We start from the raw sequence: 19,991 nt of genomic DNA on the forward strand, positions 1-19,991 counted from the left end.
GACCGACCCGAGCGGTCTCGGTCCCCGCCGTCGCCGGGCACCTGCCGTTCCCGCTCACCATCACCTGGCCCGCACGGCCCCGGAGTGCGCCCGGGACCGGTCGTCTCCCGCCCCCCGCCCCCGGAGAACCCGCCATGCTGCCTCGTCTCCTCCTCTACACCCGTACCGCCGACTACCGTCACGACTCCATCCCGGATGCCGTCGCCGCCGTGCGGGCGTCGGGGGAGTTCGTCGTGGAGCACACCGAGGATCCCGAGGACCTCGAAGGCCCGCTGGACGGGTTCGCGGCCGTGGCCTTCCTGTCCACCAGCGGGGAGGTTTTGACACCGGCCGGGCGCGCGAGGCTGGAGCGGTACACCAGGGCGGGCGGCGGCTTCGCCGGGGTGCACGCGGCGTCCTGCACCGAGTACGGGTGGCCGTACTACGGCGAACTCCTCGGCGCCCGCTTCACCCGGCACCCCGCCTACCAGCCGGGGCAGGCCCTCGTCGCCGACCCCGGCCACCCCGCCACCCGGCATCTGCCGCCGGCGTGGGAGTTCACCGACGAGTGGTACGACTTCGACCGCGTCCCGGGCGGTCCGGCGCGGGTGCTGCTGCGCGCGGACGAGGGGTCGTACGACGGCGGCGGGATGGGCGCGGACCATCCGCTGGCCTGGTGCCGCGAGCGGGGCCCGGCGGGCGGGCGGATGTTTTACACATCCCTTGGCCATGCCTCGGACGCGTACCGCGACCCGGACTTCCTGGCTCACCTGAACGGCGGACTCCTCTGGGTGTCCGGAGCCGCCATTTAACGTTTCTTCGGTGAACCGGTTCCTCCATTGGGGTGACTAAAGCTCGCGTAGAGGGATGGTCATGTGTCTACCTAGAGATGCTCTTGTCTTGGCAAAGGGCGTCGAGACGCGTGACCCATCCTGCCCGCGTCACCCACCCACAGAAGGAGCCGGACCTTGTCTTACGGTAAGAAGCTGCGCGAGTCCATCGCCGGGCCCGGGACCACACCGCTGATCGGCGTGTACGACATGTACTCGGCGTCGATCGCGGCCAAGCACTACGACGGGATGTTCGTCTCGGGCTTCGGCTTCGCGGCCTCGTACTACGGCCTGCCGGACATCGGATTCATCGCCTGGCCCGACATGGTGGCCTTCGTCCAGCGACTGCGGGGCGCCTTCCCGCACCACCACCTGCTGGTGGACATCGACGACGGGTACGTCGACCCCGAGGTCGCCTGCCACGTCGTGGAGGGGCTCGAGCGCATCGGCGCCTCCGGGGTGATCCTGGAGGACCAGAAGCGGCCCCGCCGCTGCGGCCACGCCGACGGCAAGCAGGTACTGCCCCTGGACGAGTACCTGGAGAAGCTGAACAAGGTCCTGGAGACCCGCAAGGACCTGGTCGTCGTCGCCCGTACGGACGCCACGGACGAGCACGACATCCTGCACCGCGCCGAGCGGCTCGCCGCCACCGACGCCGACGTGGTGCTGGTCGACGGGGTGCGCAGCGTCGAGTGGATCAAGCGGATCCGGAAGGTCGTCGGGGACAAGCCGCTGCTGTTCAACCAGATCGCCGGCGGCAAGTCGCCCCGCCTGTCCCTCGGTGAACTTGCCGACCTCGGCGTGGACGTCGCCATCTACAGCACCCCGTGCCTGTTCGCCGCCCACGAGGCGATGGACTCCGCGCTCGCCGGTCTGAAGGCGGCCGACGGACGGCTGCCGGAGGTCGATCCCGCGAGCGGCGTCGGGGTGAAGGCCTCCACCAGCCTGCTGGAGCGCAACATCGCCCGTGAGCGGCTCGTCCCCGAGGGCGTGGGCGTGTGACCCGTGCCGTGTCCGGGCTCGGTATGGCGGCGGCGGTCGTCGCCACCCTCCTCGGGGCGGGTGCCGCTCAGGCCGTGGCGTCCGAGAGCCTGATCACCGTGATCGACAACTCCGAAGCCGACTCCTGGCTCGAAGTCGATCGCACGGCCAACCTCCAGAACGGCAGCGGCACCGCCGGCAGCGACCACGACGGCAGCGCCGTGGACGTGGTGGAGGCCCTCCTCGCCGGGCCGGACCAGGACGACGAGGACTGAGGGGCACGGCGGAACCCGGGGAACCGGGGACCAGGGGGGAACAACGGAATACGAGCGACGGCCGGGCACCCCCCGAGGGAGGTGACCGGCCGTCACGCGTGACGAACTCCGCCGGGGCTCAGTCCTCTCCGAGGTCGGGGCGGCCGTTCTCGTCGAGTTCGACGTCCTCCTTGGGGTCGTGCTCGTCGGCGGGCGAGACCGCGGACGAAGCCGCGGACGAGTTCGACGGAGAGGTTCCGGGTGAGACCGCGGGGGACGTCACGGTGGCGCGCTGCTGTGCGGGGGCCAGGGTGTGCCGGGCCGCATGGGCCGTGCCGTAGGCGGCGGCCAGGACGACCGCGGCCACGGCGAGGGGCGCGGCGATACGCGTGCTGTGGTTCATGCCCGGCCAACGATCGCCGCGGGGCGGGGTCACCGCCCGGCAGCCGAACCGGTCCCCGACGTCACGCGGTTGGCCGCTGGGCGGTGAGGGGCCCGTACGTCGAGGGACGGACGGCTGGCGGCGGGGCCGTGCTCGCCCGCCGTACCAGCCGGGTCGACAGCTCCGTGCGGGTGCCCTCGGGGCGCTCCCCGTGCGTCATGCGCACCAGCAGCCGCAGCGCCGTCGCCGCCATCTCCGCGAGCGGCTGGCGGACGGTGGTCAGCGCCGGGGTGGTCCAGCGGGCCTCGGGCAGGTCGTCGAAGCCCACCACGCTCATCTCCTCCGGCACCCGCACCTCCCGCTCCGCCAGCGCCGCGTACACCCCGAGCGCCATCCGGTCCGAGCACACGAAGACCGCGGTCGGCGGCTCGGGCAGGTCCAGCAGTTCATGGGTGCGCAGCCGGGCGCTGGTCTCGTCGGAGTCCGCGTGCCGCACATATTCGGCGCGGTACCGCACGCCCGCCGAGGCCAGCGCCGAGCGGTAAGCGGCCAGCCGTGCCTCGCCGGCCATGGTGTGCCGCTGCCCGGTGATCACCCCGATCCGTTCGTGGCCCAGCTCCAGCAGATGGCCGGTCGCGCACACCCCGCCCTGCCAGTTGGCCGCCCCGACCGACACCACGCCGGCCGGCGGCTCGTGCGCCGGGTCGATGAGCACGTAGGGGATGCGGTGGTGGTCCAGCCAGGCGTACTGCGCGGCGGACAGCACCGCCGGGTGGAACAGCACCCCCGAGGAGCCGCGCGCGGTCAGCCTGTCCAGCCATCCCTGTTCCCGCCGGGCGTCCCGGCCCCGGGCGGGCGCGGCCGACACAACGACCTCCAGGCCCGCCTCGTACGCCGCCGCCTCCACCCCGCTCAGCACCGCGCCCGAGCGGGAACTGTCCAGTGAGTGCAGCACCAGGTCCACCAGACCGGGCGCCCCGGCCCCGGCGAGGCGCGGCCGGCGCACATAGCCGAGCCGGTCGAGCGCCTCGGTCACCCGGCGTCGGGTCTCCGGCGCGACGTCCTCCCGGCCGTTGACCACCTTGGACGCGGTGGGCACCGACACGCCCGCCTCCCGGGCCACCGCCGCCAGCGTCGGCCCGGCCGCCACGCTCGCACCCCGCGCACGGACCACAGCGAACCGCCTTTCCCCCGGCCCGCCCGTGGGCCATCGACACCTGTGACCAACGTGCCTGCGCGGCCTGCGCACGACCCGCCGACAGAAAGCGCTTCCTACGATAGTTGCGCCTCAACACGGCGGGAAGACAGAGGAATTCACGGGAGGGTACGGACGGAGGGCGTCCTCGGACCCCTGGGCCGGCGGACTCGAACCCGGGTCACTCCGGTGCCCGCCCCTCCGACCCGGGGGTCACTTCCGGTGCCCGCCCCTTTGAACCCGGCCGCCCCTCCGAACCCGGGGCCGCTCCCGGCGCCCGCCCCTCGAACCAAGCGGCACCCGCCGTCCCATGTCGGTTGACCTTCGAGTGGGTTGAAGCCCCACGATGACGCCGTGCCCAACTCTGAGCTGATGCCGATCGGGGTCTTCGCCCGGCGCAGTGGACTGACCTCCAGCGCGCTGCGGTTCTATGCCGACTCCGGACTGCTGCCCCCCGCCGAGGTGGACCCGGTCACGGGCTACCGCTACTACCGCGCCGACCAGGTGGCCCGGGCCGCCGGACTCCGCCGGCTCCGGGAGATCGGCATGCCCCTCGCCACCGCCGAGGCGGTCCTCGACGCCGGCCCCGGGGACGCGGCCCGGCTGATCGACGCGCACGTGGCGAAGGCCCTCGCGGACGCGGAAGCGGTGCGGCGCGAGGCCGCCGTGATCAAGTCCTCGCTCACCGGCGCGCCGAGCCTGCCCCTCGCCGCGCTGAAGGGACCCGTACTGGCCGACGCCATCGAACAGGTCCTGGCCGCGACCGCACACGACCCGCGGATGCCGGTGCTCGGCGGGCTGCGCATGGAGGCGACCCCCGAAGCCGTCACCCTGACCGCGACCGACCGCTACCGGCTCTCGATCCGCACCCTGGTCCCCGCCGAACCCGCGACCACCCGCTGGGCCGCCACGGTCGACGGCGACGACCTGCGCACCGCGCTCACCCACATCCGCCGCAGCCCCCTGCTGCGCGTCGAAGCGACACCGCACACGATCCGGCTGCGCGGCGCGGACCGCGCGGACCGGCACTGCCGGCTGCTCGCGGCGGAGTTCCCCGACCACCGGCTGATGCTCGCCTCGCTCCCCGATGTCGCTACCCGGGTGACGGTCGCGAAGGACCCGCTGCTGCGCGCGCTGGAGGACCACCCCGGGGAGTGCAGCACGCTGCGGGCGACCCGGCAGGGTCTGCACGTCCGGGCGGCCGGAGACCCCGGCCCCGGCGCCGCGCTCCCGGCCACCGTCACCGGGCCGCAGCTCAGGATCTCCTTCGAGCTGACCACGCTCTACCCGGCCGTCAGCACGGCCCTCGGCCCCGAGGTACTGCTCGACCTGCGCGGCCCCGACCTGCCCGTCACCATCCGCTCCGCCGACCGCGGCGACCTCACCACCCTGGCCATGCCCGTCCGGCACGACCACTCCGCCTGACCGAGAAGGACGCCCCGCGATGACCACCGCCCCCGCCACCACCACCGAGCCCGTCACCCCCGAACCCGTCGTCCCCGCCCCTGCCACCCCCGAACCCGTCACCCCTGACCCCGCCACCCCCGACCCGGTCATGGAGGCCGTCGGCAGGGCCGTCGCCCAGGGCCGGGCCGGCGCCCCCGCCGCCGCCCGCCGGACACTCCTGGACCTCTGGTCCACGATCGGCGTCACCGGCGACCCGCTGCACCGCTGCACCCTCGCCCACCACCTGGCCGACCTCTACGACGACCCCGCCGAAGCCCTGGCCTGGGACATTCGCGCCCTCGACGCCGCCGACGCGCTGACCGAACAGCGCCTGCGCGCCCACCACGAGGGTCTCCGCCTCGCCGGCTTCCGCCCGTCCCTGCACCTCAACCTCGCCGACCTCTACCGCCGGCTCGGCTCCTTCGACGCCGCCGCCGCACACATCACCGCGGCCCGTCGGCACGCCTCGGGCCTCCCGGAGGACGGCTACGGCACCCTCGTGCGCACCGCCATCGGCGAGGTGGCCGAGGCCATCACCCGCCGGGACAGCGACAGGCGGGCCTCCGCGCCGGGAGTCGGCGCGTAGCGGGCACGGGAGGTCCCCGGACGGCCGTGCGGTGGTTCCGTGCACAGGAATACTTCCGCGCGGCGTGGTGCTCTGATGTGAACGGTGTCCGCACCGATGAGCGGTGCGGTCGCGCGGCGAAGGGCTGGCGGCGATGGCGGCGGACCAGGCGGGACCCGTGGTCACGACCCCCTGCGGGGCCGTACGCGGCCGGTACGAGCGGGGTGTCGCGGTCTTCCGGGGGATCCCGTACGCCGCCCCGCCCTTCGGCCCGCTGCGGTTCCGCCCGCCCCGGCCGCCCGAGCCCTGGGACGGGGTCCGGGACGCCGGTGTCTTCGGGCCGACCGCGCCGAAACCGCCGTACTCCGAGGCGTTCGCCCAGTACCTGTCCGACCCGGAGATCCCCGGCGACGACTGTCTCAACCTCAACGTCTGGACCCCCGAGCCCGGACCCGGCGCCCGGCTCCCGGTGCTGGTCTGGCTGCACGGCGGCGCGCTGACCAGGGGTTCCTCGGCCGTTCCGGTCTACGACGGCGGCACCTTCGCGCGGGACGGGGTCGTCTGTGTCTCGGTCAACTACCGGCTCGGCGTGGAGGGTTACGGACTGTTCCCCGACGCGCCACCGAACCCCGGCCTGCGCGACCAGCTCGCGGCCCTGCTCTGGGTGTACGAGACGATCGCGGCCTTCGGCGGCGACCCCGACCGGATCACCCTGTGCGGACAGTCGGCCGGCGCCATCAGTGCGGGCGCCCTGCTGGCCGCGCCCCGGACGCGGGGCCTGATCCGGCGGGGGGTGCTGCAGAGCGGACCGCCCGAGGTCTCGGACCGCGACAAGGTACGGCGTGTGGTGCGCCGGATGGCCGCCCGGCTGAGGATACCGGCCACCGCCGAGGCGTTCGCCGCCGTCGACCGCGGTCTGCTGCTGCGCACCCAGGCCGAGGTCGGCCGGCTCGGCGGCCCGGTGCTGGGCGGTCCCGCGTTCGGCATCGTGGTGGACGGCGACCTCGTGCCCCGCGACCCACTGAAGGCGCTGGCCGAGGGCACCGCCGCCCGGGACGCCGAACTGCTGATGGGCTGGACCCGGGACGAGTACCGGCTGTGGCTGGTGCCCGGCGGGCTGCTGGAGCGCGTCGACCGGCTCGGCGCGGTCGCCCTGGCCGGGGCCATGGCCCGCTGCCACGCCGGCCACGACATCCCGCGCGGGTACCGGGCCCTGCACCCCGACGCCGGAACCGCCGAGATCGTCGGCCAGATGGTCACCGACCACCTGCTGCGGGTGCCGCTGCACCGGCTCGCCGACGCCCGGCCCGGCGCCAGTTACCTGTACGAGTTCGCGTGGCCCTCCTGGCTGCCCGGCCTCGGCGCCTGCCACGCCCTGGAACTGGGGTTCGTCTTCGACACCGGGGGCGTGCCCGAGTCCAGGAAGCTGGCCGGTGAGGGCGCGCCGCAGGAGTTGTGCGACGCGATGCACGCCGCGTGGGTGCGGTTCGCGACGACCGGGGACCCCGGCTGGGCGGCCTGGGACGCCACCCACCCGGTGCGGATCTTCGACGACGGCGGACCGCGCGTCGCCCTCGGCCCACGGGACGCGGAGGTCGCCCTGTGGGCCACCGCGTCCGCAGCCCCGGAGCCCCCGCGCCACTCCGTCCCGCGCGCCCCGGGCGCCGAACTCGCCTCCGCCATGCGCCGGCTCCGCCGCTCGGTGGGCCCGCTGCGCCGCTGACGACGGGGCCCGGCCAGGCGGGGACGGAATGAGCCGGCCGCCCGGTGGGAGGGTCCGGGCGGCCGGAGCTTCGGCCGGGGCAGGCCCGGGTTGTCGCCGGAAGCGCCGGATCGGATAGACACCGAACGTACGAGATCGGACACGCAACGTCATCGGCGCCCGGTGTCGTTGTTCGACCCGGGGGCGCCGCCCGGGCGCTCTACCTCACCCCACGCGCCGATCAGCGCCCCACCGGACGGCGCCGATACCTCCGCGTCCCCCTGGCGGGGGACTGCGCTCAGACCGCGCCCAGTGTCCGCGCGATCTCCCCGGTGCCCGCCTGGCCGATCAGCGGTGCTCCCGCCTCGCCTGGCGTGTCGATGGGTGTTCAACGGCGGCGCTGTTCCTGGTTTGTCGCGTCTCTCCGGCGGGGGCTGTACTCAGGCCGTGTCCGGTGTCCGCGCGGTCTCCCCGGTGCCCGCCTGGCCGATCAGTGGCGCTCCCGCTTGGCCTGGCGTGTCGATGGGTGTTTAACGGCGGCGCTGTTCCTGGTTCGTCGCGTCTCTCCGGCGGGGGCTGTACTCAGGCCGTGTCCGGTGTCCGCGCGATCTCCCCCGATGCCCTCCGGCCCGATCAGTGCCGCTCCCGCCTCGCCCCGCGTGTCGATGGGTGCTCCTCCCGGCGCCGCTTCTGGTCCCTCCGCGTCCCCCGGCGGGGTACTGCGCCCAGTGTCCGCGCGAATCCCCTGATGCCCTCCGGCTCGATCAGCCGCGCCCCTCGCCGATCAGCGCCCCACCGGACGGCGCCCCGATACCTCCGCGTCCCCCCGGCAGGGGACTGCGCTCAGGCCGCGCCCAGTGTCCGCGCGATCTCCCCGATGCTCTCCGGTCCCACCCGGCAGCATCCGCCGATCAGTCGTGCTCCTGCCTCGCGCCACGCCGTGAGCTGGGTCGTGCCGAACGTCGTCCCGCCCCGCCAGGCGCGGGCGTCGGCGTCCCAGCCCTCGCCGCTGTTGGGGTAGACCACGACCGGTTTGCCGGTGACGCGTGCCGCGATCTCCACGGCGGGGCCCACGTCCCCGGGCGCGCAGCAGTTGACGCCGACGGCGATCACCTCCTCCGCGTCGGCGGCGAGCGCGAACGCCTCCTCCAGGGGCTGGCCGGCCCGGGTCCGCCGCCCGTCGACCGTGTACGACAGCCAGGCCGGCACCCCCAGTCCCCGTACCGCCCGCAGCAGCGCGGCGGCCTCGTCGGTGTCCGGCACGGTCTCCAGTGCCAGCACGTCCGGCGCGGCCGCGGCCAGCGTCTCGATCCGGGGCCGGTGGAACCGCTCCAGCTCGGCCACGCCCAGCCCGTACCGGCCCCGGTATTCGGAGCCGTCCGCGAGCATCGCCCCGTACGGCCCGACCGAGGCCGCCACCCACAGCGGGCGCCGCACCCCCGCGTCCGCCGCCTGCCGGGCCGCCGTGCGGGCCAGGTCGACGCTGAGGGCGAGCAGCCGCGCGGCCTCGGCCCGGTCGATGCCCCGCTTGCCGAAGCCCTCGAAGGTGGCCTGGTAGCTGGCCGTGATCGCCACGCTCGCGCCCGCGCGGAAGTAGGCGAGGTGGGCCTCGGTGACCGCCTCGGGCCGCTCGGCGAGCAGCCGCGCCGACCACAGCTCGTCGCTCAGGTCGTGCCCGGCCGACTCCAGCTGGTTGGACATGCCGCCGTCGAGCACGACCGTCCCGGCGGCGAGGGCGTCGGCGAGGCTGGGGGAGGTGTCGCTGGTCATGGTCACGACGCTAGTCGAAGCGGGACGGGACCGGACCCTGGGTCCCGGCGTCCGCCCCATTGACCCTCCCGTTGCCCGCCCGTACCTTTTCGGCGTTCGGGATCACAGATGCAGTACGAAATATCGAACAATCGAGAGGCAGTCCGCATGAGCCGCGACCACGACCTGCCCGACACCCCCGGCCGCAGAACGGTGCTCAAGGGCGCCGCGCTCGCCGCCGGCGCCCTGGCCGTCACACCCGGCCTCGCCCAGGCGGCCCCAGCGCCGGCGACCGCCCCGAAGCCGCACCCGGAGAAGCGCCCGGAGGCGGCCCCGTACGCGAACCCGCTCGTCCTCCAGCGCGCCGACCCGCACATCACCCGCCACACCGACGGCCGCTACTACTTCACGGCGACCGTCCCCGAGTACGACCGCATCGTCCTGCGCCGCGCCCGCACCCTGAACGGGCTGTCCACGGCCGCCGAGTCGGTGATCTGGCGGGCGCACGCGTCCGGCCCGATGAGCGCCCACATTTGGGCGCCCGAACTGCACCGGATCGGCGGCAAGTGGTACATCTACTTCGCCTCGGCCCCCGCCGAGGACGTGTGGGCCATCCGCATCTGGGTGCTGGAGAACGCCAACCCCGATCCGTTCAAGGGGACCTGGGTGGAACGGGGCCAGATCAAGACCGCCTGGGAGACCTTCTCCCTGGACGCCACCACCTTCCAGCACCGTGGCACCCGCTACCTGGTCTGGGCCCAGCACGAGCCCGGCATGGACAACAACACGGCCCTGTGGATCTCGGAGATGGCGAATCCGTGGACCCTGACCGGTCCCCAAGTGCGCCTGTCCACACCGGAGTACGACTGGGAGTGCGTCGGCTACAAGGTCAACGAGGGCCCGTACGTCCTCAGGCGCAACGGCCGGATCTTCCTCACCTACTCGGCCAGCGCCACCGACTGGCACTACTGCGTGGGCCTGCTGACCGCCGACGACCACGCCGACCTGCTGGACGCGCGCAGCTGGACCAAGTCGCCCGTCCCGGTGTTCACCAGCGACGACACCACGCGGCAGTACGGCCCCGGGCACAACTGCTTCACCGTCGCCGAGGACGGCCGTACCGACGTCCTCGTCTACCACGCCCGCCAGTACAAGGAGATCACCGGCGACCCGCTGCACGACCCCAACCGGCACACCCGGATCCAGAAGCTCGGCTGGAAGCCGGACGGCACCCCGGACTTCGGCGTCCCCGTGGCCGACACCGTGCGGGAAGGGGCGTGAGATGAGACGCGCGTACGCCGTCCTGCTCGCCCTGTGCTGCGCCCTCGCCGCCGCCCTGGCGACCGCCGGGCCCGCCCAGGCGGCGCCGGCGACCATCGCCAACGGCACCCGGTTCACCGACACTTCGGGCAACCCGGTGCACGCCCACGGCGGCGGGGTCATCAAAGTCGGCGGCTACTACTACTGGTTCGGCGAGGACCGCAACAGCGACAACACCTTCCGCTCCGTGGACGCCTACCGCTCCACCGACCTGAGGAACTGGGAGTTCCGCGCCCGCGTCCTCACCCAGTCCTCCGCCGCCGAACTGTCCACCGCCTACATCGAACGCCCCAAGGTCGTCTACAACGCGGCCACCGGCAAGTTCGTGATGTGGATGCACAAGGAGAACGGCACCGACTACGGCGAGGCCCGTGCAGCCGTCGCCGTCTCCGACACGGTCGACGGGACCTACACCTACCGGGGCAGCTTCCGCCCGCTCGGCCAGTACATGTCCCGCGACCTGACCACCTACGTCGACACCGACGGCACCGCCTACATGGTCTCGGCCGCCAACGAGAACTACGACCTGCACATCTACCGGCTCACCGCCGACTACACGGGCATCGCCGGCCTGGTCGCCAACCCCTGGCCCGGCGGCCACCGCGAGGCACCGGCCCTGTTCAAACGCGGCGGCGTGTACTTCATGCTCACCTCGGGCGCCACCGGCTGGAACCCCAACCAGCAGCAGTACGCGACCGCCACCTCCCTCGCCGGCCCCTGGACGTCCTGGCAGGCCGTCGGCGACTCCACCGCCTACGGCTCCCAGACCGCCTACGTCCTTCCCGTGCAGGGCACTTCGGGCACCTCGTACCTGTACCTGGGCGACCGCTGGGGCAACTCCTTCGGCGGGACGGTGAACGACTCCCGCTACGTGTGGCTGCCGCTGGCCTTCCCCACCGCCACCTCGATGACCATGTCCTGGTACCCGGAGATCACCGTCGACACCACGGCCGGCACCGTCACCGGCACCGCCGCGGCCTACAACACGCTGATCGCCCGGCACAGTTCCAAGTGCGCCGACGTGCCGAGCCGGTCGCTGTGGCAGGGGGTGGCGATCAGCCAGTACGGCTGCAACGGCGGCACCAACCAGAAGTGGTGGTTCAAGGACCTCGGCAACGGCTACCGGGCGCTGGTGGGCCGGGGCAGTTCCCTGTGCCTCCAGGAGAACGCGAGCGGTGTCACCCAGGAGAACTGCACCGGCGCCACCGCCCAGCAGTGGTCTCTCACCGCGTCCGGCTCGTACGTCACCCTCACGTCCCGCGCGAGCGGGGAGTGCCTGGACGTCTCCGGCGGGTCCACCGCCGACTCGGCCGCGATCATCACCTACGCGTGCAATGGTGCGACCAACCAGCAGTGGACACGCGGTAGCTGATGCGGTGTCAGGCAAGGAGGTCGATGGCGTCGACGGCCGTACCGGCGCTGAGGTAACCCGTCGTCCCCGAACCGCTCACCACGTCGATCCGCAGCACGTTGTACTGGCCGGTGTCCGTGCGCCAGGCGGCGGCCGGGACGCTGTAGGTGAAGGTGTGGTTGTTTCCCCGGTACGAGCCCACCGTCAGGGAACGGGTGGCCGGCTGGGCGGGCGGGGAGGGGATCGCCGAGGTCCAGGTGTCGTTGACCGTGACCCGCGGCCGGCCGTTGGCGTAGGCCGTCGTCACGCCGATCCTCAGGGTGTGCGCGGCGGCGGCCTGTGCGGCGGTGAGCCGGAAGTAGACGAGCAGGCCGCTGTTGACGCCCTTCCACAGATAGCAGGGGAAGCCGGACGTCTCGGTGCCGCTGCCGATCACCACGTTCCCGGTCCAGGGCGCGGCCCGCACGTCGGACGGATGGGCGTACGTCATCAGGTCCGCGTTCTTGAATCCGCTCGGGGTGCCGTCCCAGTCCCCGATCCGCCAGATCGCGCTCGCCCGGGACGGGTCGTTGGACGAGGGAATGGTGAGTGTGTTCAGCGTGGTCGTCGTGCCCGCCGTGACGGTCACCTGGGCGCTGTGGGCGGCCAGTTCGCCCTTGTAGACGGTCAGCGTGTACGTGCCGGGCAGCACGCGGGAGACCGAGAAGTACCCGTCCGAGGCACGCGCCGGGGCCCAGTACTGGGCCGAGGGGCTCGCCAGGCCCACGGTGTACGGGTACGCCGTGTCCCGCCCGGCGATGCCCACCCCGGCGACACGGCCCCGCCCGCTGTCCGGTACATAGCCGGCGATGCCCAGGGAGTCGGCCCACGGGGTGGTCAGCGTGCCGGGGTACAGGGCGGCCGGGGGTGCCCCGCCGTCGGTGAACGCGATGACGTACGGCCCCTGGAGTCCGTAGCGCTCGGCCTCCGTCTGGTTCTCCCCGTAGTACAGGATCTCGTACAGCCCGCCGCCGTCGGCGCTCTGGTGACGCAGCAGCGAGCGGTAGAAGGGGCCGCCGGATGCCTTCTCGTGGTTGCTGCGCACGATCCACAGGCCGACGCCGCCGGCGGACCAGCCGGTGTAGTCGTAGTCGACGACCCGCACCTTGGAGTAGTGCTTGGACCGGGTCTGCCCGTCGGGCTTGGCGAAGACATCCGACGCCTCGATGGTGCTGGTCGTGTAGGTGTAGGAGTCGGGCTGGTCGTTGAGGAACAGGCCCGCCTTGACGCGCAGGATGAAGCGGGTCGCGCTGACCGAGGAGTCGGCCTTGTGGGTCCACAGGTAGATGTGGTTCTCGCCGCTGCGGGCCGCGTAGTAGTGGCGCAGTGTGCCGTGGGTGACGGAGATCAGGATGGTGGAGCCGGACTGGGCCAGGGTCACCGTGGAACTGCCGAGGCCGGACTCGATGTGCGAGTTCTTGCCGCCGTAGCCCTGGTACTCGGTGCCCTTGTAGACCAGCGAGGTCAGGTCGCCGGTGGACTTGGAGACCTTGAAGACCAGGGCCGCGCCGGTGTCGACGACGTAGTTCGTCCCGTCGTCGCGCCAGCCGAAGCCGGCGGCGACGGCGGCACCGGCGAGCGGGCCGGCCAGGGCGGCCGAGCCGGCGACGGCCGCGGTGCCGGCGACGAAGGCGCGACGCGTGACCGCGTCGGCGGGGGATCCGGACATGGGGGTGCCTCCTTCGGGAGGTCCGGGTGTGCGGGTGACTGGCAGGGTGACAGTTGAATCGTTTTCGCGAAAGGGCTTTCACACGTCCCGGATCGTTGATCGTGCGAATTCCGCCTCAGGTCTAGAAAGCGCTTGTCAGTAGCGGTACGGTCCAGCCGCCGGACCTTGCCGACCGCCGAGGAGCCCCCCAGTGAGACGTTTCACCGCCCTGCGCGGCGCCACCCTGACCGCCCTCGCCCTCGGCACGGTCCTGACGGCGGCCCCGGCCCGGGCCCACACCGGACGGCCGCCCGGCATCGAGCACTGCACCGCCACCGCCTGCCACTTCGACGTCCCGCCGGGCACCTACGACGTGACCGTCCGGCTCGGCGCCGCCACGGCCTCCGCCACCCGCGTCACCGGCGAGACCCGCCGCACCCTGCTGCCGGAGACCGCCGTCCCGGCCGGCGAGCACGTCACCCGGAGCTTCACCGTCGACGTCCGCACCCCCGAGGGCGAACCGACCGGCCCCGACGGAACCCCCGGCCTGGACCTGGCACTCGGCGGCTCCGCTCCCGCCCTCGAAGCCATCCGGGTCACCCCGTCCGGGCAGACCCGCCGTATCCTCCTCATCGGCGACTCCACGGTCTGCGACCAGCCCGCCGACCCCTACTCCGGCTGGGGTCAGCAACTCCCGCAGTACCTGCGCAAGGGCCTGTCCGTCGCCAACCACGCCGACTCCGGCGAGAGCACGGTCACCTACCTCCGGGACCCACGGCTGTGGGCCGCCGTCCAGCCGCTGATCCGCCCCGGCGACCTCGTCCTCGTCCAGCTCGCCCACAACGACAAGACCACCGACGAGGCCACCTACCGCGCCAACCTGGAGACCCTCGTCGCCGGCATCCGGGACCGGGGCGGCGAACCGGTGCTCGTCACACCTGTCGTGCGCCGCTGGTTCAACGCCGACGGCACCCTGGACAACGGCACCGCCCTGCTCGTCAACGGCCTCGGCGTCGACCACCCGGCCGTCATCCGCGCGGTCGCCGCCGCCGAGGACGTCCCGCTGATCGACCTCACCGCGAAGACCAAGGCCCTGGTGGAGTCCCTCGGCCCGGAGGCCTCCAAGGCGCTGTACCTGTACAACGAGAAGCGCGACAACACGCACACCTCCGTGCACGGCGCCACCGTCTTCGCGGGCCTGGTCCGCGACGAACTGCTCGCCCGGCACCTGGTCCCCGAGGGCAGGGTACGGGTGTGACAGGCCCCCGGGGCGCCCCGACCGGAACCGGGGCGTCCCGGGTTCCCGCCGAGGAAGGACAGCCACCGCCGTGATCGAACTCCCCGCCGACGACCGCGAGTCGAGCCCGTACACCGGCTACACCCGCGCCCACTGGGAGGCCGCCGCCGACCGGCTCCTCGCCGCCGTCGAGCCGTACGCGAGCCCCGACCGCGCCCTCTACCACCTCCCCGGCGACCACGTGAGCCACTCCGGCCGCCTCTCCGACGGCCTCGAAGGCTACGCCCGCACCCTGCTGCTGGCCGCGTTCCGCCGCGACGAGACCGCCCTCGGCCGGTACGCCGACGGCCTCACCGCCGGGCCCGGCGGGGTCTGGCCCCGGATCACCGACCGGAGCCAGCCGCTGGTGGAGGCCGCCTCGATCGCGCTCGCCCTGCGGCTGACCCGGCCGCTGCTGTGGGACCGGTTGGCCGACCCCGTGCGCCGGCGCACCGCCGACTGGTTGGCGGACGCCCTCACCGCCGCGCCCTGGCCGTGCAACTGGGAGCTGTTCCCGGTCACCGTCGGCGGCTTCCTCGCGGAGATCGGGTACCGGGAGCAGGCGGCCCGCGCCGCGATCGACCGGGGCCTGGAGCGGATCGAGAGCTGGTACGCGGGTGACGGCTGGTACACCGACGGCGACGGCCGGAAGTTCGACTACTACAACGGCTGGGCCATGCACCTCTACCCGGTCCTGCACGCCTGGCTCGCGGGCGACACCGCCCTCCTCGACCGCTACGGGCGCCGGCTCTCCCGCCATCTCGCCGACTACGCACACCTGTTCGGCGGCGACGGCGCCCCGCTGCGCCAGGGCCGCTCCCTGACCTACCGTTTCGCCACCACCGCCCCGCTCTGGCTGGGCGCGCTCACCGGGCACACCCCGCTCGCCCCGGGGCAGACCCGGCGCCTGGCCTCGGGTGCCCTGCGGTACTTCCTGGACGGCGGCGCGGTCGACGAGCGGGGCCTGCTGCCGCTCGGCTGGCTCGCCCCCGACACCTCCCTGGTGCAGAGCTACTCCGGTCCCGCCTCGCCGTACTGGGCGAGCAAGGGCTTCCTCGGCCTGCTGCTGCCGCCCGGCCACGAGGTGTGGACGGCACCGGAGGAGGCGGCCCCCGCCGAACGCGCCGACGCGGTCCACCCGGTGCCCGTCCCCAACTGGCTGCTGCAGTCCACGGCTTCGGACGGACTGGTCCGGCTGCACAACCACGGCAGCGAGGACGTCCGGTACGACCCCTACTACACCCGGCTCGCCTACTCCACCGCCACCGCGCCCGAGCCGTCGTACGACAACAGCGTGATCGTCGGCGGCGATCCGAGCCGTACGGGCATCGAGCCGCTCGGCACGGGCGAGGGCTGGATCGCCTCCCGGCACATCGTGGGCGAGGGGACCGCTGTCACCAGCCTGGTGGTGGTGCGCGGAGCCGTGGAGGTACGGGCTCATCTGGTGGCGGGCGCGGCGCCCGGGACGCCGGTCCGGGTGACGGGCTGGCCGGACCAGGACGGGGTGAGCGCCGAACTCGCCCCGGCCCACGGCCTGTCGGCGGAGCTGACCGGGGCCACCGGGGCGGACGGCGGCCCCGCGCTCTTCGTGGCGCTCGCCCGGCTCACCGGGGAGACGGAACCGCCACCGCTGTCCGGGCTGGTGTCCGTGGTGGTGGGGGAGGACGAACGCGAGGTGCGGGTGAACTGGCCCGGCGAGCCGGGCATGGTCTTCCGGTTCACGGCCGAGGACACGAAGTGGTCGGTGACGCCCCGGTGAGCGGGCGGACGGTCGCTTCGGCGGGTGCCGAACCGTTCGGGGCCTAGCGTGGTCGTATGACCACAGAGCACGCCCCCGTCTCCTTCGCCGGCCTCCACCACCGCCCGGGGGAGCCGCTGTTACTGCCCAACGCCTGGGACCACGCCTCGGCCGCCGCCCTCGCCGCCCGGGGGTTCCCCGCGATCGGCACCACCAGCCTGGCGGTGGCGGCGGGCGCCGGACTGCCCGACGGGGCGGGCGCCACCCGGGAGCAGACCGTCCGGCTCGCCCTGACGCTCGGCTCCGAGCCGTATCTGCTCTCCGTGGACGCCGAGGCGGGCTTCAGCGACGACCCGGACGAAGTCGCCCGTCTGGCAACCGAGTTGTGGGCCGTCGGGGCCGTAGGCATCAACCTGGAGGACGGCCTCGGTCCGGCCGCCCGGCACGCGGCGAAGATCGCGGCGGTGAAGGCGGCCGTGCCGGGGATGTTCGTCAACGCCCGTACCGACACGCACTGGTCGGGCGACGGGGACGAGCGGGACACCCTGCGCCGGCTCGACGCCTACCAAGAGGCCGGCGCCGACGGGGTGTTCGTGCCCGGTGTGACCGACCCGGAGCGCATCGCCGCCCTCGTCCGGCACACCGAGGCCCCCCTCAACGTCCTGTACTCGCCCGCAGGGCCCCCGCTCGCCCGCCTCGCCGACCTCGGCGTGCGCCGGGTCAGCCTCGGCTCGCTGCTGTACCGCAGGGCGCTCGGCGCGGCCGTGGACGCGGTGGCCGACATCGCGGCCGGACGCGCCCCGGGCGGCCCGACCCCCTCCTACGCCGACGTCCGGGCGTTCGACCGCAGCGTCTCGGCGAGCCGGTCCGCGAACTCCACCGGGTGATCCAGCGTGCCGAGATGCCCGCCCGGGAACTCGGCGAAGGCACGGCCCAGCCGTCCGGCGAGGGCTTCGGTGGTGCGGTACAGGAGCTGACCGCGCGAGTCGGTGCCGGCGGCGAGGGTGAGGCGCCCCGGGGGCGGGGCGGCGGCGGGCGCGTACGCGGTGAACGGGCGCAGGACACGGGCGAGGAAGACGCCCATCGGGGTCGCCGACTCGCCCTCGGCGGGCAGCCGTCCGGACCCCTCCAACTGCTCGATCAGCTCCGCCCGCCGCGCGGCCCCGTCCGGCAGGACCGTCACACACGGCGGCTCGTGCGCGACCACGTGCGCCGTCCGCCCCGGGTGGCGGGCGAGCAGGTCCAGGGCCGCGATGCCGCCCGAGCTGGTGCCGAACACATACGCCGGCTCGCCCGTCGGCGCCACCGCGTCCAGCACCCGCCGCGCGCCCTCGCTCCAGTCCTCGACCCGCTGTTCGGGAATCGGCCGGCCGAGCCTGCCGTGCGCGAGGCCCAGCGGATCGTAGGTGACCACGGTGAACCGCGTGGCCAGCCGCTCGGTGAGCGGGCCGAGGCCCATCGGATGCCCGGCCCCGCCCGGCAGGAGCAGCAGCACCGGGCCGCGGCCCGTGATGTCGTGGTACGGCGTGTCAGTCATCGCTCTTCCCCTCCCGGGGCCAGTGGGTGAGGGCCAGGTGCAGGGCGTCGACCGCCTTGTCCCAGGAGGCCCGTACGTCCCGGTCGGCGCCGAAGCCGCCCGCGCTCTCCAGGACGCAGTAGCCGTGGAACGTGCTGCGCAGCAGGCGGACCGCGTCCGTCAGGTCCGGCTCCGTAAGGCCGTAGCCGCGCAGCATGCCGTAGGTGATCTCGGCGGTGCGGCGCAGCGCGGCGGAGTCCGCGATCAGGGACTGGTCGATCCGGATCTGGGTGGCCGCGTACCGGCCGGGGTGCGCCAGGGCGTAGTCCCGGTAGGCACCGGCGAACGCCGTCAGCGCCTCCTTGCCCGCCCGGCCGGCCACGGCCGCCGCGATCCGGTCGATCAGCTCGCCGCCCGCGTACAGCGCGAGCCGGGTGCGCAGGTCCTGGAGGTTGCGCACGTGCGAGTACAGGCTCGCGTCCTTGACGCCGAAGCGGCGGGCCAGCGCCGAGACGCTGAGCCGGTCGAACCCGGCCTCGTCCGCCAGCTCCGCCGCCGCCTCCACCAGCCGCTCGACGGTGAGTCCCGCCCGGACCATGGCCACCTCCCTTGAGTTCCTAGGGTGCAGCCTAGGGCATCTAGGAAAGCGGTGCATCAGGGAATCGGCGCGTACAGCACCCCCAGCTTGTCGATCTCGTCGCCGGAGCGGCCGGTGAATCCCACGATCTGCCAGCCGGCCGGGGCGGTGAGGGTGGTGCCGTCGGCGGTCGGTGTGCCCGCGGCGAGCGTGCGGCCCCGGTCGGTGCTGAAGGCGGCCGAGAAGATCCGGGTACGGCCGTCCTTCTGGCCCTCGGTGAGCCGCACCGAGGTGAGGTGTTCCCCGGCGGCGAGGGTGAGCGAGGCGGCCGTGCCGCCGGTGCCGCCGTGACCGAGGACCGTGCCGCCGTCGTGGGTGAGGGACACGGCGTCCAGGCGGGCGCCGCCGCGCAGGGTGAGGGTGCGCGGGGCGGATGTGGCCGGCAGGCCGGCGGCGTCGTTGAAGGCCGTGCCGTGCGGGCCGCCGAAGAAGTCGCTCGCGCGGAGCCTGGGGTTCGGCGTGTAGGAGAAGTCGACGGTGTGCGGGAAGTGGTCGGAGAGGTTGCCGCCGGCCGCGTCCAGGAACTCGGCCCACTCGTCGTGGTAGCGCGTCGCGGTCAGGGAGAGCAGGGGCCCGCTCCGGTAGAGCACCTTGTCGACCACCTCGCAGTCGTCGGGCGGCGCGGACGCCGGGCACAGCAGCGGATCGGCGCCCTGCGCGGGGGCCGTACCGCCCTTGACCAGCCGTACCCAGGCGTCGGTCAGGCCGCCCTCGTCGACGAGCGTGCGGATGTTGTCGCCGGCACGGGTGTAGCGGGTGTTGGTGTCACCCATCACGATCACCGCGTTGCCCGCCGAGTTGGCCCTGATGAAGGCCGACAGCTGGGCGATGTTGGCCCGCCGGGCGGCCAGGGCGTCGGCGCTGTCGTCGGCGTTGGGGTGCAGGTTGTACAGGTCCACGTACACGCCCTCGGCGAGCCGCACCCGGGCCAGGGTGAAGCCCTTGGGGGTGAGGCAGTTGGTGCCGGTGCAGTCGTTCCACCTCACCCGCTCGAAGTCCTCCAGCGGATAGGCGGACAGGGTGTTGAGGCCGTCACCGAAGCCCGCGCCGCCGCTCGTGGCCGTGCGGTAGGGGTGGTGGTCGCCCGCGTAGAGCGCCGCGTGGTAGTTGAAGTCCTCCTGGACGTTGACGATGCCGTAGTCCGCCAGTCTGGGGGAGATCAGCGGGGTGTTGACCGCCGGATGGCTGGAGCTGATGCCCTCCGGCAGTCCGGCCACGTTGTACGTCAAGACGCTGAAGCTCCCTGAGCCTGCGGCCCGTGCCGTGCCCGCGGAGGCGGTCAGCCCGGACACGGCCAGCAGGCCGGCGGCGAGAGCGCCGAGAAGTCGTCCCATGGGTCGCATAGGACCCATGTTCACGTCAACCCGGCCGTCACGACAGGGG

18 protein-coding genes are annotated in these 19,991 nt (G+C 73.5%); 11 read left to right on the forward strand and 7 right to left on the reverse strand.

The features are described from left to right. Positions 1–134 precede the first annotated feature (134 nt). From HB370_RS30905 to HB370_RS30915, 3 genes are all read left to right on the forward strand, one after another. Positions 135–791: a ThuA domain-containing protein gene (locus HB370_RS30905; protein ID WP_030777863.1), complete on the forward strand. Its 657-nt coding sequence runs from the start codon at positions 135–137 to the stop codon at positions 789–791. 156 nt (positions 792–947) lie between these two features. Continuing rightward, complete coding sequence (locus HB370_RS30910) at positions 948–1,811, forward strand: isocitrate lyase/PEP mutase family protein (RefSeq protein WP_030777865.1); 864 nt, start codon at positions 948–950, stop codon at positions 1,809–1,811. Further along, positions 1,808–2,065 (forward strand): hypothetical protein, encoded by a 258-nt coding sequence (locus HB370_RS30915; protein ID WP_244405686.1) that lies wholly within the window; start codon positions 1,808–1,810, stop codon positions 2,063–2,065. Before HB370_RS30910 ends, HB370_RS30915 begins: the two co-directional genes overlap by 4 nt. Before the next feature lie 118 nt (positions 2,066–2,183). Here the strand turns inward: HB370_RS30915 and HB370_RS30920 are convergent, their stop codons facing one another. Beyond that, positions 2,184–2,447: a hypothetical protein gene (locus tag HB370_RS30920; protein WP_030777870.1), complete on the reverse strand. Its 264-nt coding sequence runs from the start codon at positions 2,445–2,447 to the stop codon at positions 2,184–2,186. Between the two features lie 61 nt (positions 2,448–2,508). Next, positions 2,509–3,600, reverse strand: coding sequence for a LacI family DNA-binding transcriptional regulator (locus tag HB370_RS30925; protein WP_051815389.1), 1,092 nt, complete (start codon positions 3,598–3,600; stop codon positions 2,509–2,511). Positions 3,601–3,975: 375 nt separating this feature from the next. Between HB370_RS30925 and HB370_RS30930 the strand changes: the two genes are divergently transcribed. From HB370_RS30930 to HB370_RS30940, 3 genes are all read left to right on the forward strand, one after another. Continuing rightward, positions 3,976–5,046: a MerR family transcriptional regulator gene (locus tag HB370_RS30930; protein WP_037700635.1), complete on the forward strand. Its 1,071-nt coding sequence runs from the start codon at positions 3,976–3,978 to the stop codon at positions 5,044–5,046. Between the two features lie 130 nt (positions 5,047–5,176). Next, positions 5,177–5,653 (forward strand): hypothetical protein, encoded by a 477-nt coding sequence (locus HB370_RS30935; RefSeq protein WP_030777877.1) that lies wholly within the window; start codon positions 5,177–5,179, stop codon positions 5,651–5,653. Positions 5,654–5,786: 133 nt separating this feature from the next. Continuing rightward, a complete protein-coding gene (locus HB370_RS30940) occupies positions 5,787–7,355 on the forward strand; it encodes a carboxylesterase family protein (protein ID WP_030777879.1) in 1,569 nt (522 codons plus the stop codon). Between the two features lie 822 nt (positions 7,356–8,177). Here the strand turns inward: HB370_RS30940 and mmuM are convergent. After that, a complete protein-coding gene (gene mmuM / locus HB370_RS30945) occupies positions 8,178–9,104 on the reverse strand; it encodes a homocysteine S-methyltransferase (RefSeq protein WP_030777882.1) in 927 nt (308 codons plus the stop codon). Between the two features lie 147 nt (positions 9,105–9,251). On the opposite strand from mmuM, the gene HB370_RS30950 reads away from it, so the two are divergent. Continuing rightward, positions 9,252–10,364, forward strand: a complete 1,113-nt coding sequence (locus tag HB370_RS30950; RefSeq protein ID WP_030777884.1) for a glycoside hydrolase family 43 protein — start codon at positions 9,252–9,254, stop codon at positions 10,362–10,364. A 1-nt stretch (position 10,365) separates the two neighbouring features. Then, positions 10,366–11,775 carry an RICIN domain-containing protein gene (locus HB370_RS30955; protein ID WP_030777887.1) on the forward strand — a complete coding sequence of 470 codons (1,410 nt, stop codon included), beginning with the start codon at positions 10,366–10,368 and terminating at the stop codon, positions 11,773–11,775. Positions 11,776–11,782: 7 nt separating this feature from the next. Here the strand turns inward: HB370_RS30955 and HB370_RS30960 are convergent, their stop codons facing one another. Further along, positions 11,783–13,462: a rhamnogalacturonan lyase B N-terminal domain-containing protein gene (locus HB370_RS30960; protein ID WP_030777889.1), complete on the reverse strand. Its 1,680-nt coding sequence runs from the start codon at positions 13,460–13,462 to the stop codon at positions 11,783–11,785. Between the two features lie 190 nt (positions 13,463–13,652). On the opposite strand from HB370_RS30960, the gene HB370_RS30965 reads away from it, so the two are divergent. From HB370_RS30965 to HB370_RS30975, 3 genes are all read left to right on the forward strand, one after another. Then, entirely contained in the window at positions 13,653–14,699 is a 1,047-nt protein-coding gene (locus HB370_RS30965) for a rhamnogalacturonan acetylesterase (protein ID WP_030777891.1), read from the forward strand. Between the two features lie 73 nt (positions 14,700–14,772). Further along, complete coding sequence (locus tag HB370_RS30970) at positions 14,773–16,476, forward strand: DUF2264 domain-containing protein (protein ID WP_030777893.1); 1,704 nt, start codon at positions 14,773–14,775, stop codon at positions 16,474–16,476. 56 nt (positions 16,477–16,532) lie between these two features. Next, entirely contained in the window at positions 16,533–17,342 is an 810-nt protein-coding gene (locus tag HB370_RS30975; protein ID WP_030777895.1) for an isocitrate lyase/phosphoenolpyruvate mutase family protein, read from the forward strand. Here HB370_RS30975 and HB370_RS30980 read toward each other — a convergent pair. From HB370_RS30980 to HB370_RS30990, 3 genes are read right to left on the reverse strand one after another with little or no spacing between them, the layout of a single operon-like run. Beyond that, entirely contained in the window at positions 17,276–17,992 is a 717-nt protein-coding gene (locus HB370_RS30980; protein ID WP_030777897.1) for an alpha/beta fold hydrolase, read from the reverse strand. The two genes, HB370_RS30975 and HB370_RS30980, sit on opposite strands and share 67 nt — an antisense overlap. Further along, positions 17,985–18,569 (reverse strand): TetR-like C-terminal domain-containing protein, encoded by a 585-nt coding sequence (locus HB370_RS30985; protein WP_030777899.1) that lies wholly within the window; start codon positions 18,567–18,569, stop codon positions 17,985–17,987. Before HB370_RS30985 ends, HB370_RS30980 begins: the two co-directional genes overlap by 8 nt. Before the next feature lie 56 nt (positions 18,570–18,625). Beyond that, on the reverse strand, positions 18,626–19,942 hold the full coding sequence (locus tag HB370_RS30990) for a jacalin-like lectin (protein ID WP_030777900.1): 1,317 nt from the start codon (positions 19,940–19,942) through the stop codon (positions 18,626–18,628). Positions 19,943–19,991 lie beyond the last annotated feature (49 nt).

Origin of the sequence: Streptomyces sp. DSM 40868 (assembly GCF_011820545.1) — a bacterium.
In the GTDB taxonomy this organism is placed as follows: Bacteria; Actinomycetota; Actinomycetes; order Streptomycetales; family Streptomycetaceae; genus Streptomyces; species Streptomyces eurythermus.